The 15,001-nt window shown below is 49.0% G+C and carries 11 protein-coding genes; 5 read left to right on the plus strand and 6 right to left on the minus strand.

All coding sequences use genetic code 11. The features are described 5' to 3' along the window. The first annotated feature begins 80 nt into the window (after positions 1–80). A complete protein-coding gene (locus Pan54_RS24270) occupies positions 81–1,052 on the plus strand; it encodes an alpha/beta hydrolase (RefSeq protein WP_165441958.1) in 972 nt (323 codons plus the stop codon). A gap of 171 nt (positions 1,053–1,223) precedes the next feature. Further along, positions 1,224–2,453, plus strand: a complete 1,230-nt coding sequence (locus tag Pan54_RS24275; RefSeq protein WP_146506020.1) for a rhomboid family intramembrane serine protease — start codon at positions 1,224–1,226, stop codon at positions 2,451–2,453. 5 nt (positions 2,454–2,458) lie between these two features. Here the strand turns inward: Pan54_RS24275 and Pan54_RS24280 are convergent, their stop codons facing one another. The 4 genes from Pan54_RS24280 to Pan54_RS24295 all read right to left on the minus strand — a co-directional run bounded on the left by Pan54_RS24280 (position 2,459) and on the right by Pan54_RS24295 (position 5,938). Beyond that, positions 2,459–3,187: a PaeR7I family type II restriction endonuclease gene (locus tag Pan54_RS24280; protein WP_165441959.1), complete on the minus strand. Its 729-nt coding sequence runs from the start codon at positions 3,185–3,187 to the stop codon at positions 2,459–2,461. Then, positions 3,174–4,145, minus strand: a complete 972-nt coding sequence (locus Pan54_RS24285; RefSeq protein WP_207310214.1) for a DNA-methyltransferase — start codon at positions 4,143–4,145, stop codon at positions 3,174–3,176. Before Pan54_RS24285 ends, Pan54_RS24280 begins: the two co-directional genes overlap by 14 nt. 101 nt (positions 4,146–4,246) lie before the next feature. Next, positions 4,247–5,338 carry an NHL domain-containing protein gene (locus Pan54_RS24290; protein WP_146506022.1) on the minus strand — a complete coding sequence of 364 codons (1,092 nt, stop codon included), beginning with the start codon at positions 5,336–5,338 and terminating at the stop codon, positions 4,247–4,249. A gap of 123 nt (positions 5,339–5,461) precedes the next feature. Next, positions 5,462–5,938, minus strand: coding sequence for a hypothetical protein (locus Pan54_RS24295; RefSeq protein WP_146506023.1), 477 nt, complete (start codon positions 5,936–5,938; stop codon positions 5,462–5,464). 225 nt (positions 5,939–6,163) lie between these two features. Here Pan54_RS24295 and Pan54_RS24300 point away from each other — a divergent pair, with 225 nt between their 5' ends. Continuing rightward, positions 6,164–7,564 carry a hypothetical protein gene (locus Pan54_RS24300; protein ID WP_146506024.1) on the plus strand — a complete coding sequence of 467 codons (1,401 nt, stop codon included), beginning with the start codon at positions 6,164–6,166 and terminating at the stop codon, positions 7,562–7,564. Between the two features lie 305 nt (positions 7,565–7,869). On the opposite strand, the gene Pan54_RS24305 is transcribed toward Pan54_RS24300, so the two are convergent. Beyond that, positions 7,870–8,763 carry a hypothetical protein gene (locus Pan54_RS24305; RefSeq protein ID WP_146506025.1) on the minus strand — a complete coding sequence of 298 codons (894 nt, stop codon included), beginning with the start codon at positions 8,761–8,763 and terminating at the stop codon, positions 7,870–7,872. 103 nt (positions 8,764–8,866) lie between these two features. On the opposite strand from Pan54_RS24305, the gene Pan54_RS24310 reads away from it, so the two are divergent. Further along, entirely contained in the window at positions 8,867–10,117 is a 1,251-nt protein-coding gene (locus Pan54_RS24310; RefSeq protein ID WP_207310215.1) for a Y-family DNA polymerase, read from the plus strand. A 51-nt stretch (positions 10,118–10,168) separates the two neighbouring features. On the opposite strand, the gene Pan54_RS24315 is transcribed toward Pan54_RS24310, so the two are convergent. Continuing rightward, positions 10,169–11,578 carry a DUF1501 domain-containing protein gene (locus tag Pan54_RS24315; protein ID WP_146506026.1) on the minus strand — a complete coding sequence of 470 codons (1,410 nt, stop codon included), beginning with the start codon at positions 11,576–11,578 and terminating at the stop codon, positions 10,169–10,171. 115 nt (positions 11,579–11,693) lie between these two features. On the opposite strand from Pan54_RS24315, the gene Pan54_RS24320 reads away from it, so the two are divergent. Then, on the plus strand, positions 11,694–14,741 hold the full coding sequence (locus Pan54_RS24320) for a PVC-type heme-binding CxxCH protein (protein WP_146506027.1): 3,048 nt from the start codon (positions 11,694–11,696) through the stop codon (positions 14,739–14,741). Positions 14,742–15,001 lie beyond the last annotated feature (260 nt).

The raw sequence follows: 15,001 nt of genomic DNA on the forward strand, positions 1-15,001 counted from the left end.
ATCAGTAATGCATAGTGCTCATTCAAATGCCTGCCCCTATAGCCTACCAGTGTTGCCCTCACCTTCCAAGGATTCCAGTCATGCCTCTGGACCGTCGTGCCGAACTTTTTGTTGAAGCCGTCTCTGTTTTTTCCAGCACCCCTGTGCATGAAATGACGATTGAAGAAGCCCGAGCCCGGAAGCAACCTTCTGTCGGCAAGCTGGCTCCGATTGTCGCTCAGGATGATTGCAGAATCCCCACGCGAACAGGTTCTGTCTCAGCCCGAGTTTATCAGCCCCGGAATGAAATTCATAACGGACATCCCGTCATTGTCTATATTCATGGTGGCGGCTGGGTGATGGGCGAACTCGATCATTATGACCAACTCTGCCGCGAACTGGCCAGTCAGACCGACATGACTGTCATCAGTCTCGACTATCGACTCGCCCCCGAACATCAATTTCCCAAAGGTCTGGAAGACTGCCTCGATGCTGTCGAACATCTGGCGACTGAAGGTATTCCTGGCCAGGCTTATTCCCATCAACCCTGCGAACATATCTATTTATGTGGAGACAGTGCCGGCGGGAATCTGGCTGCGGTTGTCGCTAACGAATTCCACGATCATTCCCGCATCCACATCGAAGGTCAAATTCTAATCTACCCGATTACCGACTGCGATTTCGATCGCGTCTCCTATCGAGACAATGCTGAAGGCTATCTGCTCACCGCTGATATGATGAAATGGTTTTGGGAACTGTATTGTCCAGATCTCAGCAAACGCCCGCTTCCCTGGACATCTCCCCTGCAACGCGATTCTTTCGCGAATCTGCCCCCCGCCTTCGTGCTCACCTGCGAGTTCGATCCATTGCGTGATGAAGGAGCCGCCTACGCCGAATGTCTGCAAGCTGCGGGAGTCGAAACCGTTCACCACGAAATCCCCGGCATGATTCATGGTTTCATGCGATATCTGCAAACATTTCCGCAGGCACACGAAGCGGTTGCAAAAATAGCCGACTGGATTGACCACACTTCCGCAGTCAGCTCAGGCAAATCACACACATCTCATCATTAATAGCGAACTTAATGACTCTGAAAAAGTTTTGCTGAACCAGTCGCATTGCTTTTGCGTTGGAAAGACCAATACGTCAAGATGATCTATGAACAGTTCCCCATTCTATTCTGACAGGGAATTGTTACGAAATCATAATGACAACTTCAGGCATTCCATTTACGCAACTGGCCTATGTTTTTTTTCATCCCCTATGGGACCGATGCTCCCATCTATCATTGGCCTTATGGCACTGTCGGGATGATTGTGCTCAATGTGCTCATCTTTTTTCTGGTTCCCGATGTCGCTCCCTATGTGCTGGAACATGGAAATGGGTTGCAGCCACTGGAATGGATCACGTCTAATTTCATTCACGGAGACATTTTCCATCTCATTGGGAACATGATATTTCTGTGGGGTTTCGGGCTGGTTGTCGAAGGAAAAATCGGAACACCGAGGTTTTTGCTTGTCTACTTCGGCATGGGAATTTTTCAATGCTCGATCGAACAGGTACTGATGATTGCCAGCGATTCCGGCGGGTCCTCGTTTGGTGCTTCTTCGATCATTTATGGACTCCTGGCGATTTCTCTGATCTGGGCTCCTAAGAATGATTTATCGGTTTATCTGTTTGTCTTTCTAATCCGAATCATCGCCACAACTTTTGAAATTTCGATTCTAAGCTTCGGCATGATCTATATCGGTCTTGAGTTTGTGTTTGCTGTATTTTCAGGATTTCAGATGAGCAGTGCGATGCTGCACCTGGCAGGCGCGTTAATTGGAGGAGGCATCGGCTATGTTTTCCTCGTTGGCAAGTGGGTCGACTGTGAGGGCTGGGATTTGATTTCGGTCATGAAAAATCAACATGGCCGCCAACTGACGCGCACCGCTGCTCAAATGCCGGAAGCTGATTATCAACTCAAAACAAAGAAGTCCAAAAAACGAAAAAAGAAGAAACCCAAACTCGCTGAATTGGATTCCGAACTCGATGATGTCGAAGTCCAGCAATCCAAACGTGAAAAGCGGGTTTTGAAAATCCGGGAGTTACTCAAGAAGAACAAGCCAACCGCTGCGGTTTCAGAATATCAGCTTGCCAAGCGACGGATGGGAGAATTCACACTCTGTGCGATGGATTTGAAGAGCATGGCTGATGGCTTATATCGCCAGAAAATGTATTCCGAATCGATGCCCTTCTATGAACAATACGTCGATCGCTTTCCCGATCTGGCCTCCAAAGTACGTGTTCGGCTGGCTGCCATCTATATCGATATCCACCAGCGTCCGCGAGCCGCACTACGCGTCATGAGCCAGATCGATCCTCAGGAACTCGATGAGAACGCAGAAAAAATCCGCATCAAACTCGAACGCCAGGCCAATCAACTGATTGATGAGGGCGTACTGGAACTGGAAGGCCAGAGTTGGTCGTAGAGAGTTTATTCACGCATTTTTGCAAATCCACTTGCATGACCTGACAAACTCGATGCAAATGAATTGAATGAGAGTTCCTGGATAGGACTGTTGCTCAGGCCTTTATTCGCATCTTCTCGCTTGGAAAGAAGCAGACAAGTCCCGTCGTATAATCTCTCTCTTAACAATTTCGTTAACATGACCTCATATCTTCTGGCATAAGATGCCCCTTGAAACTCTTCAAAGGTCTTGAAATGTGGCGCCTTTATTTTGACGGGACTTTGTGATCGGGGACAATCTTCAAGTAAAAACAAAAATCCTAACCATGGTCGTTGTGAGGGTTGAATTGCCCCTTCACGGTAGGCAGCCCAGAGGTCTGTTGCATTTCCAAGTGCTTCCTCTGTTCGATTATTAAAGTTATTCCCAAATGAAGGACCGACTTGAGCTTTAAATTCGATGACCGCGATTAGCTGACCATTAGAAATCGCAAGTAAGTCCCATTTTTTCTCTGCACGGAAATATCCCGGCAATTCTGTTTTTTGTTTCCAGAAAATCTCAGTCTTCTTTAAACCTGCATCAATTAAAATATCCCGACATAACTCTGCAAAACCGTCCAGATGTTTCCCACCGGTCACTGCTGTTCTTAAACCCGCATCTCTCGTTCCAGTTTTTGCTCCTTGATTCAGTGACTGTGAATCCCGAGTTAACCAAAAATGTTTAACCGCTTTTGCCAATCGTTTCTCAAGGTTTTTCATGAACATGCACCTCAGTCGATGAGAACATCCCGACTGAGTCTTTGATTCTCTTTTTAGCCATCGATAAGTAGGAAGCATCAATTTCATAGCCGATAGAATTTCGACCATTTCTTAGCGCTGCTAAAGTTGTTGTACCGGTTCCAAGAAATGGATCCAAAACTGTATCACCAACAAAACTGAACATTTTGACTAATCGTTCTGCTAATTCCAGTGGATAGGGGGCAGGATGATTTTTCGTTGAAGCACCAGTAACTCCACTCCAAATTTGTTGAAACCATTCCCTGTGTTTTGCTTCTGGAATCACACTTAGTATTCGATTCGCAGTAGTAGGCTTCCGATATCCACCTGGCTTGCGCTCCATTAAAATGAATTCTATGTCATTCTTGATGACAGAGTTGGGTTCGTATGGCTTCCCTAGAAACGAAGAACCCCCTTCCACCTCGTAAGAGGCATTCGCAATCTTATGCCAGATGATAGGGGCTAGATTGTCATAGCCAATCGTACGACAATGTTCTTGGATTGTCGCGTGAAGCGGTACGACTGTATGTCGTCCTTTATTTTTTTTCCGGGAAAGGCAGACATCTCCGACAACGCAAATTAATCGCCCACCTGGGACAAGTGAGTCGTAGCACTTTTTCCAAACCTGATCCAACTGGTCAATAAAATGATCGTATTCAACAATGTGACCAAGCTGTCCTTCTGAATCTTTGTATTTCTTTAAGCTCCAATAGGGAGGCGAAGTCACAATCAGGTGAACAGATTCCGGTTCCAGAGTCATTTCTCTGGCATCTTCACAATAAATATTATGAAATGTTGGAATTCGGCTTACAGATTCACTGATGATATCAGTCAACTGAGTGTTTTTTGCAATAGCAGGAATTGCAGTTTGCAAATCAGGTAAATCAGCAACTTCTGGGGGAATAAATTCCTCTAATGAAATTGAATTTAATACAGGCAATTGATGGCCTCATAAAACAGATGATATGCAGTAGTGATTTTCGGGACCGAACAAATTGCGGAAAATATTTATCTGTAGATAGTTTAATCAATTTACTCTCTCTACGGAATCCAAACCCGAACTCGATGATTGGAACTGTCGCCAATATAAACGCGACCATCAGGACCGAAGCAGACGCTGTGTGGACGGTTCAGTTTGCAGTTGAGGGGATCGCCATCGGGGCCATCTCCCTTTTTTCCATTCCCGACGATCGTCTTGATGACTCCCGTTTTGCCATCGATCCAGCGAATGGTGTGGCTTTCGGTGTCAGCAAATACGATGTTGCCATCTTTGTCGACGGCGATCCCTTTCGGACCGGCCAGTTGTGCCTGAGCGGCTGGTCCGCCATCACCGCTATAACCCTGTTTTCCGCCGGTGCCGGCTACGTGATGGATTCGTGATGTTTTCAGATCAATTCGATAGATTGCATTTCCTTCTCTGAGGGCGAGCCAGAGGTTTTCGCCATCGTAATCGAGTGCCCGGGGACCACTGACAGGAATGTCCCCCAGTTTGGCGTTTTCTGGGAGTTTCTGTTTCTTTCCATCACCGAGAATTGTGGTGACAATTCGTGTCTGCGGATTGACGACTCGCAATCGATTATTGCTGATATCGCAAATAAACAGATTATCTTTGTCGTCAAAAGCAATCGAATGCGGGCGATTGAACATCGCTTTTGTTGCAACCTGACCATCTCCACCGAAGCCAGCCTTGCCAGTGCCTGCCAGCGTCGCGATCGTCCCGGTTTTTGCATCGACGCCGCGTACAATGTGATTCATCATTTCAACAAAGATCATATTTCCCTGAGAATCGAACCGTACCTCGTAAGGTTCAAACAGTTCTGCTTCGGTGGCGATTCCCCCATCTCCCGAGTAGCCAGATTTCCCAGTCCCTGCGACGGTGCTCGTTTCCAATGACTCTAGATCGATGCGGCGAATCACATGATTCTTCGTTTCACACACATAGAGAGCTCCATCGGGACCAACGACAACGCCGAACGGTTCATTGCAGGTCGCTTCAGTCGATTTCCCGCCGTCTCCCGTATAGCCTGCTTTTCCATTTCCCAGCAGAGTCTTGACTTCTGCAGGCTCTACTGGAGTAGAGCACAGCTGGAATGATGAGATTGTGAGCATAGTGAGCAATATGATTTTGAGCATGAGTTATCCTCTTTTAAGTCGGGTGGCGGGGGCGCTCTCGAAGAGAAGCCCCCGAGGTGAAAAAGTTCGGGGGCTTCCGCAAAGGCGGAGCGCCCCCGCCACCCTGGATTTTAACATTATTAGTTATCGCAGCCACTCGGACATGATATCCGAGATCTCTTCTCCCTCAAGCGTTTCGTGGGCAAGAAGGTGATCGACGATGGCAGCCGTTGCGGCCCAGGCGTTGTCTTCATCAAAAAAACGATATAGTTCAATTGCCATATTTTCCAGATACGCCAGTCTGCGTTTGGGTTGCTTCTCCAGAGGCTCTGCCCAGCGCCAAGCGTCCTGCCAGTCCTGTGCCCACTCGGCAACCAGAGCAGGATGAAATGGTTCCTGCCGATAAATCATCTCCACTACTGGTCCTGCGAGTGCAATCCGAACACGATCTCCCAGGTCCTCTTTCGTTAATTGCGTATTCGACCACACGATTGTGACATCGCCGTAACGTTCGGGGCCATCATCCCAGTCGGGATCGATCGTGATCGACTCGACGAGCGCCCCGAGATAAACCGCCATCATTGCATGGCCAGCTTCGTGATAAGCGGTAAGTTCGAGCATGATCGGGTGTCGGGATTCGGGTCTGGGGATTCGAATTAAATATTGTGAATTGAGAGAGAATTGTCGTGAGAGAACCTCGAATCCGTTTCAAAAACTCTAGCCACTGGCCACTCAACACTGGCCTATCATCAACATTCAACCCATTCCTTCCTTGCGGCTCAACGATTGACTTGGCAAAGTATAGTGAATTCCCACCTCGCACTTCACTCCACTGAAAGGGTTGTCATGCAAAAGTTTCACTGGCTGCTGATTGTCTTCCTGATTCTTCCCGCAACATTAACTGCAGACGATGCCAAACCGAATCAGGTTTTCATGGCCGGATCTGCGAAAAGTAACATTACTCCCCCGCTCGGTGAGAATCTTGTTGGTAACTGGGTACCGACCCCTTCAACCAATATTCACGATGAACTCCACGCACGTTGTCTCGTACTCGATAATGGCGAAACGAAAATTGCCTTCGTTGTTTGCGATAGCCTCGGCTTGAAACGCGAAGTCTGTGACGAAGCCCGCGCTCTGATTTGCAGCGAAACCGATATTGAACCGGATCACATTCTGATCTCCGCCACGCATACCCACTCGGCGACTCCGGCGACCAGTGAAGCTTATCAACCATTTCTCGTACGTCGTATTGCTGATGGTGTTCGTCGAGCAATGGCAAATCGTCAACCCGCGCGCATCGGTTGGGGGGGTGTCGATGAGCCCTCCGAAGTTTTCAATCGCCGCTGGTACACGACCGATCCCGAGGCCCTGAAGAATCCTTTCGGTGGTATCGATCAAGTCCGCATGAATCCTCCGCGTGCCAGCGCCAACTTATTACGACCTGCAGGCCCGATTGATCCCGAAGTTTCTTTTCTAAGCGTGCAGACACTGGAGGGAAAACCAATCGCATTACTGGCGAATTATTCTCTGCACTATGTCGGAGGAGTGAAAAGAGGCGATGTCTCAGCCGATTACTTTGCGATCTTCTCTGAACGGATTGGAGAGTTGATGAATACTGATGCCAACTTTGTCGGCATCATGTCCAACGGCACCAGTGGAGATATCAATAACATTAACTTTCAGGAGAAGTCTGAACGACGCGAGCCTTATGAGCAGATGACAAACGTCGCTAACCTGATCGCCGAGCGAGTTTACGAAGCTCATCAGCAGATTGAATTTCAGGACTGGATTCCCCTCGATGCGGCCAGTCGCGATTTGACTTTGCAATATCGTAAACCAGACAAAGCGATGCAGGATTACTTCGCCAAGGTAATGCAGCAACCTGAAGATGCCGTACTTTATCAACGGCACGAGCGAACTTACGCCGGACGTGTGCAATCGCTACTTGAAGGGCCAGACTCCACAGAAGTGATGTTGCAGGTCGTAAGAATTGGAGATCTGGCAGTGACCGCGATTCCATTCGAAACCTTTGCGGAAATCGGCCTGGAACTCAAAGAGAAAACCCCCTTCGCCGACACATTCACCATCGAACTGGCCAATGGCTGGTATGGCTATTTGCCAACTCCCGAACAACACAAACTTGGTGGCTACGAAACCTGGATGGGCACTAACAAAGTTCAGTTCGATGCCTCCGACCTCATCGAGAAAACATTGTTTGAGTTGATGGATGAAGTTTCTGACAAGTAAATGGAAATTCAATTATTGGGTGCACGTCCCAGCACTGTAGGTCAGGCACTGCCTGACGAAATGTGTGTGCTACCTCGTTTGTTGTCATTCAGTTCGTAGTTTGGGTTACGGAACGCGTAACCCAAACTTTCTGGATTCAATTCGACTCTTTGATTTCTCATCAGTTGTTAGAATTTGTTGGGTTTCGTTTCGCAAACCCAACCTACTTCTACAAACCCGATGCGCAAGCGAATGAGTCAATATTCTCAGGATGCTAATGACACACTCGCTTGCGCTACGTGCTTGTAATGTCGGGGGATCGTCACCTATTCAATGTTAACTCCCCACGCGTCCAGCATCTTTTTCAACAATGCTTTCTGCTGCTCGCCAATCTGTGGGTCCGAGTATGCCTCCTGCAACAGCTTTTCATTCTCCGGGCTCTGAAAGTGATAGAAGTCCTGCGTGTATTTCAGCCAGTCGATCCGGGTTGTTGTGAAGTTGTTATCACGCAGTTTTTTGAGATCTTTAATTTGTGAAACAAGCAGTTTTTCATAGTCGTTATCGAATGGCTGAATAATGCATCGCGCCTCTGGCATCGCATGGTCGATTTCTCCTTCTTCATTTTTCGGAAACGTGCTCCCGAAATGACCAACATCAACCAGCACCAGTTTTACCTTTTTCACGCCCTGATATTTCTTCATCAGTTCGTGAATCCTCTTGAGGATTTCTTGCCGTCCCGAAACTGCACTCCAGTCGTTCACATAAACACTGTCATCATCAATCGAAATCAGGAATTGCAGTGGGCCGGAATTTGGAGACTGAAAATCTTTGAACAGCAGAAATTCCGTCTGGTTTTTCTTCCAGTCTGGTAATTGAGCGGCGAGTCTTCCGCCGGGCGAGGAAAGATCATAGCTCCAGTAGTATTGATCGTAAGCTCGAACCTGCCCTGCATCTTCCTGTTCATAGACGAGTCTGTTCGCTTCTGTCTGATGCTTCGGCAATTTCCACACTCGCTTGATGTGACCAGTTGGCATCAGTTCCAGTTGCGTCACTTTTTGTCGGGGCTCTTCCACCTGAAATGACTTGACGTTCACAGTCATAATTTCAGAAGAATTTGCCACGAGCGCTTCCAGAGTCGGTTTTGTGACACCCGGATCCTGTGCCTGCGCGGCAATCGCTTGCAAAGTAATCGCCAGGACTGCTCCCCAAATACAACTCATGTATGGCTTCATCTGATCCCCCGGTTGAATTTTTGCCAAAGTTCTTCAATTCAGTAAAAATAACTAGATATGAATGTACACTTCTTCCGATGCGTGATACAACATGAACATGTGTATTAATTGGCTATTTGTGGACATGAATTCCTACTTTGCTTCGGTCGAGCAACAGTTGCGGCCCGAATTGCGCGGGAAGCCGGTTGGCGTTATTCCAATGATGGCCGACACAACCTGTTGTATTGCAGCCAGTTACGAAGCAAAGGCATTTGGCATTAAAACGGGAACGCGTGTTTCGGATGCCAGAATTCTCTGCCCGGAGATCAATCTGGTTGTCTCCCGAACGCGGGAATATGTGGAGTATCACAAGCGGATTGTGAAGGCGGTCGAGTCGGTATTGCCGGTCGATCAGATTCACTCGATCGACGAAATGTCCTGCCGCCTGCTCGGTGCGGATGGCGAATATGCACGGGCATTGCAATTAGGAAAAGCTGTCAAAAATGCGATCAAAACCCGTGTCGGGATCGCGCTGCGAAGTTCGGTGGGACTGGCTCCGAATCGCCTGCTCGCCAAGGTGGCCAGCAATATGCAGAAGCCGGATGGCCTGACATTGATTCGCCCGACCGATTTGCCGGACTGCCTGCATCAACTGGAGTTGACCGACCTGCCCGGCATCGGCAAGCAGATGGAGAAGCGGTTTCATCGAGCCGGGATTTTTACGGTGAAAAAGTTATGCGAGCAGCCGAGTCATCGTCTGCATGAGGTGTGGGGCGGCGTGGTTGGAGATCGCTGGTGGCATATTTTGCGGGGAGAAGATCTGACCGAGAAGCCGACGCAGCGGCGGACAGTGGGACATTCGCATGTGCTCCCACCCAATGCACGCAATGATCGTGATGCTTATGCGATTCTCGTCAAGCTGACGCACAAAGCGGCTGTCCGTTTGCGGGACATGAATTACTGGTGCGGCTCTTTCACAGTCAAAGTCAGTTTCTGGGAGCGGGGGGTCTGGACGGAAACCCGAAAAGTGGGTGATGTTCAGGACACGCCGGCTCTGTTGGCGGCGCTGGCGGAAATGTGGGCCTTGCGCCCTCAGGGAGCGATTCCCTTCAAGGTCGATCTCACGCTGTTCAATTTGAAATCGTCAAAGAGTTGTTCTCTGCCATTGTTCCCCGAGCAGCAACGTCGGCAGAGCCTGGTCAAAACGATGGATGCGATCAATCTGAAAATGGGAGAGGGAGCCTTATATCTGGCAGCCATGCACGGCTCCCGCGAATCAGCACCCGACCGCATCGCTTTCCAGTCAATCCCCGAATGCCGCCCAAAACATCCCTCTGCTGGCGAGGTGGAAGAAGTTTATTGAAGATGCGAGGGTTACAGTGAGAGTGTCTGGGGGCGAATGAAAAAGAGTGCTTCAAAGTAATTCGCGAATCGCTTTGCCTTCATCAAGCAAATACTGCGGGCGGCCTTGCAGGTCGTTGATGGTGATCTGATGAGGGTTGATGCCGAGTTGATGATAGACCGTTGCGAACATGTCCTTATAAGTGACGGGACGATCTGCCACTTCTCCTCCGAGACGATCGGTCGCACCGATAACCTGACCAGTTTTCAAGCCGCCCCCTGCGAGAATCGCTGGACCAACTTTGGGCCAATGATCTCGCCCGCCATTTTTATTGACGCGGGGAGTTCGACCGAATTCCCCCCAGGCGAGGATCGTGACATCTTCCAGCAAGCCACGTTCTTCGAGATCGGCGACCAGGGTGGTCAGGCCATGATCGACAATCGGTAATAAATTCTGCATGCGAGGGAAGTTGGAGGAATGCGTATCAAAATCGCTGATCGAAAGACTGACAACGCGAACCCCCGCTTCAATCAGCCGGCGAGCCATCAGAAACTTTTTCACCGAATGAGATGATTCACTGGTCACAGATTGGCTGCCGGGACGATTTTCGGGCAGCGAATAACGTTCGACAATGCGGGGATCTTCCTGAGACAAATCGACCGCTTCTGCCAGTTTACCGGAGGTGAGAATGCTGACCGCCTGCTGCTGAAACTGATCCATCGCCTGCATCATGCCCTGCTGATCGATCGCGCGGCGGATCTTGTCGAGATCGTCGAGCAGTGAAAGACGTCGATCCATCCGATTGGTGGAGAGCGCTTCGTTCAATGTTAAAGAGACGGTGTGATCGCCTCCGAGCCGATTCAGTTCGCCCTTCATACCCGATTCGAGTTCCCGCTCAAACATGGAAGACATATCGGGACGAAACGGTTGATAAGCTGGTCCTAGAAAACCGGCGCGTGCGCTGTTTCGAACAAGCGGTCGTCCCTGCATCATGTCGACAAAGGTGGGAACCTGATCGGTGGATTGGCTTTTCAGACGAGACATTGTACAGCCCAGGGCGGGTCGGCCTCCCATCGATTTCAAATCGCTTTCCGCAAATCCACTTTGACATTGAAATGCATCGTGTCGTCCGACCGAACCGGTCAAACTTCTGATGAATGCAAACTTATCGGCAGCAGCGGCCACCTTGGGCATTAACTCGCTGATTTGAATTCCTGGTACAGCAGTTGATATGGGAGCAAATGGGCCACGAATTTCAGAAGGGGCAGAGATCTTGGGATCGATTGTTTCATATTGTGGAGCTCCCCCATCCAGATGCACCATGATGAGTGACTTCGCACGCTGAGAAGACGTACGCTGATTCTCTGCTCTCAACAATGCCGGTAAAGAGAGTGCAGTTCCGGCGAAAGTTCCGATGGTAAGAAATTCTCTACGGAGAATTCCATCGCAATGTCGAAATTGTCGGCCCGATATTCTCAGCATTTTTTATCCCCACGGAATTGATCGTGCTGTTGTGATCCCGTTAACATATCAGTTTTGATCGATTCGTCGAGAGCAGTCAACACTGATTAAATATTGAAATGAAAAAGAGGTCCTCGTGAAAATCTGCCGTATGCCGCTCGCCGTCATCCTTCCAGCGATTCTAACCTGCTTTATTATCAATGCTGGAAGCCCTGCATTTGTGATCGGGGAAGAAGCAGCCTTCCCGAAAATCATCAACACACAAAAAGAGGGGGAGAATCCGACAACGGCTCAGTCGGCAGCCGATGCGATTACGGTTCCCGAAGGTTTTGAAGTGACTCTCTTTGCTGGAGAGCCCGATGTTTCGCAACCGGTTTCAATGGAGATGGACGACCGGGGTCGTGTTTGGGTGGCAGAGTTTTACACGTATGCCGGACGTGGATTTGACGAATCGCTCAGAGACCGTATCGTCATTCTGGAAGATGTCGATGGCGACGGTAAGCACGACAAGCGAACTGTGTTCTGGGATCAGGGGAATCGATTGACGAGTGTGCTGCCGGGATCGAATGGTTGCTGGATTCTCAATGCAGGCACGCTTGCGTGGCTTTCCGATAAAGATGGCGATGACAAAGCGGATGGGGAGCCGGAGATTTTTCTGGATGGTTTCGATCAGAATCAGGTGGGGCACAATATCGTCAGTGGTTTGATGTACGGACCGACCGGCTGGATCTATGGACGTCACGGCATTCAGGCGACGTCACTGGTGGGGCCTCCGGGGATGCCTCAGGATCAGCGGACAAAAATGAACTGCTCCGTCTGGCGGTTTCATCCGCGGGACCATCGTTTTCAACTCGTCACGGAAGGGACAACGAATCCCTGGGGGCTCGACTACAATGAATACGGCGACTTCTTCTTCACGAACAATGTCATCGGGCATGCCTGGCATGCGATTCCGGGGGCACACTTCAAACGGATGTACGGAGCCGATTTCAATCCGCATTTTTATGAGCTGATCGATCAACATGCAGACCATTATCACTGGGATCATTCTGCGAACTGGACCGACAGCCGAGAAGACAACGGTGTGCATGGCAAACTGGGCGGTGGTCATTCGCATTGTGGGGGAATGATTTATCTGGGCGACAATTTTCCCGACGAATATCGTGGTCGACTCTTCATGTGCAATACCCACGGGCGACGTGTGAATTGCGATATTCCCGTCCGCGAAGGAGCAGGCTATGTGATTGAGCATGGAAAAGATTTCATGTTCGCCAATCAACCGTGGTTCCGCGGTGTTGGCCTGATGTACGGTCCAGATGGAGAAGTCTACGTGAGTGACTGGACCGATCTGGGAGAGTGTCACGATAGCGATGGCGTGCATCGTACTTCGGGACGGATTTATCGGATCACTTATGGCAAACCGGAGAAGCATTTCACGGGAGATTTGAAGGAATTGTCAAATCCAGAATTAATGGAACTCCAATGTCATTCGAATGACTGGTACTCCCGTCACGCGAGAAGAATTTTGTTTGATCGTTTTTGGTCCTCAGGTGAATCGTTCGATATCAAGGAAATATTTACTAAAGAGAAACCGAAATGGTTCGATGATACGATTGTCAGTCAATTGAAAATTGGCTGGGTGCTATTTTCTGTTGACGCTTTTCCAGAAAGAAAACTTCGAAGTGGTCTCAGTAATGCTAATGAGCATCTTCGTGCGTGGTCAGTTCGACTGTTGTCGGATCAAGCGTCTGTGAATGATCAGACTTGGGAATTATTCTGTGAGAAAGCCGCTCAAGAAAAATCCTCGTATGTTCGACTTTCTTATGCCTCCTCCATGCGGTTGATGCCACTTGAGTATCGCATTCAGATGGCCCATGCTCTGGCTCAACATGCAGAAGATGTTAACGATCACGATATGCGACTCATCATGTGGTACGGGCTGGAGCCAGCAGTCACGAAGTCTCCGGAAAAGGCGCTGGAGTTGACTAATATCGAGTCAATTCCCAAGTTGCGGAATTTCATTGCTCGGCGTTTGATGCATGAGTCTGTTACGAATCCTAAAATGGGGCCATTGTTGGTCAGTGCGGTTCGAGAGGCTGAATCCAAAACACAAAAGCTTGAATTGCTTGCGGGTATGGTCGCGGCGACGCAGGGGATTCGTCAGTTACCGAAGCCTGCCGGTTGGGATGAACTTGTTGAGGAAATGGCTGCGAGTGATGATCCCAAGCTGAAGGAAGCCGTTCGGGATCTTTCGCTGGTCTTTGGTGATGGGCGAGCGATGCAAGAGTTAATTAAACTTGTGACTGATGGCAATGCGAATCCGATTGATCGCATCGCGGCTCTGGAATTTCTAGCCGAGCGTAAGGATGAAGCTCTGCTGCCGATTTTGAAGAAGAGTCTGAATGACCGTGTGATTGATACAACGGCCATTCAGGCACTGGCGCGGTATGATGACGCCGATACATCGAAACTGTTGCTCAATCAATTTAATAATTACAAAAAGCCAGCTCAAGCGGCGGCTCTGGAAACCTTGGCTTCCCGACCAGCCTATGCACGGGAACTGCTCAAAGCGATGAAAGAGAATCGTCTGAAAGAAGCGGTTTTGTCTGCATCTCAAGCTCGTCAAATCTCGCAGTTTGGAGATGAGGAAATCAATAAGCTGCTCGAAGATGTCTGGGGCAGTTTAACAAGCACTCCGGCTGCCAAGCAGGAGCAGATTGATCATCTCAAAGAAGAACTGACAGACGAATCGCTGGCCAAAGCGAATCTTTCCAATGGGCGGATCGTCTTCAATCAGACTTGTTCGAACTGTCATCGGTTGTTCAATGCCGGCAAGAATCTGGCTCCCGATTTGACGGGGGGCAATCGCATGAATCTCGATTATCTACTCGAAAATATCGTTACGCCTTCTGCTCTTGTGCCGAATCAGTACAAGGTCACGACCTTCGTGCTGGATTCAGGTCGCGTGATTAACGGGGTGATCAAATCCGAAACGGATCAGACGGTAACTGTGCAGACTGAAAAGGATGAAATTACACTGGCACGAGAAGAAATCGAAATCTCAAAACCTTCGAATCTTTCCCTGATGCCCGATGGGGTACTCGACAAAATGAGCCCGGAACAGATTCGGGATTTGATTGGCTATTTGCAGTCGGATCGACAGATTGAAGTCGTAGCAGAGTAAATAGTGCATTGCTTCATTTGTTCATCTGTATTTTGAATTGGAATCCAAACGCAGCAGAATCGAGTACAATTTACAAAAAGACAGTAACTGAATTTTTTTGTGGAGATGAAATACAAATAGTTCCGATGACAAAGATGGAAGTGGTTGTTCCTTTCCCAACTCATTTGACAGTTCTGTCTAATAGTTGTCGATCCGTTGATAGTGTGAACTGGCGGCGGACGTTTATCAGACTCTGGAATTTCTATCTGTAGGTTCCTCAG

The organism is Rubinisphaera italica (assembly GCF_007859715.1).
In the GTDB taxonomy this organism is placed as follows: domain Bacteria; phylum Planctomycetota; class Planctomycetia; order Planctomycetales; family Planctomycetaceae; genus Rubinisphaera; species Rubinisphaera italica.

Excerpts from the sequence above, each read along its gene's own strand:
- Pan54_RS24290 (WP_146506022.1), bottom strand. The coding sequence starts at position 5,338 with ATGCTCAAAATCATATTGCTCACTATGCTCACAATCTCATCATTCCAG.
- Pan54_RS24270 (WP_165441958.1), top strand. The coding sequence starts at position 81 with ATGCCTCTGGACCGTCGTGCCGAACTTTTTGTTGAAGCCGTCTCTGTT.
- Pan54_RS24300 (WP_146506024.1), top strand. The coding sequence starts at position 6,164 with ATGCAAAAGTTTCACTGGCTGCTGATTGTCTTCCTGATTCTTCCCGCA.
- Pan54_RS24280 (WP_165441959.1), bottom strand. The coding sequence starts at position 3,187 with ATGAAAAACCTTGAGAAACGATTGGCAAAAGCGGTTAAACATTTTTGG.
- Pan54_RS24315 (WP_146506026.1), bottom strand. The coding sequence starts at position 11,578 with ATGCTGAGAATATCGGGCCGACAATTTCGACATTGCGATGGAATTCTC.
- Pan54_RS24275 (WP_146506020.1), top strand. The coding sequence starts at position 1,224 with ATGTTTTTTTTCATCCCCTATGGGACCGATGCTCCCATCTATCATTGG.
- Pan54_RS24295 (WP_146506023.1), bottom strand. The coding sequence starts at position 5,938 with ATGCTCGAACTTACCGCTTATCACGAAGCTGGCCATGCAATGATGGCG.
- Pan54_RS24305 (WP_146506025.1), bottom strand. The coding sequence starts at position 8,763 with ATGAGTTGTATTTGGGGAGCAGTCCTGGCGATTACTTTGCAAGCGATT.
- Pan54_RS24310 (WP_207310215.1), top strand. The coding sequence starts at position 8,867 with ATGAACATGTGTATTAATTGGCTATTTGTGGACATGAATTCCTACTTT.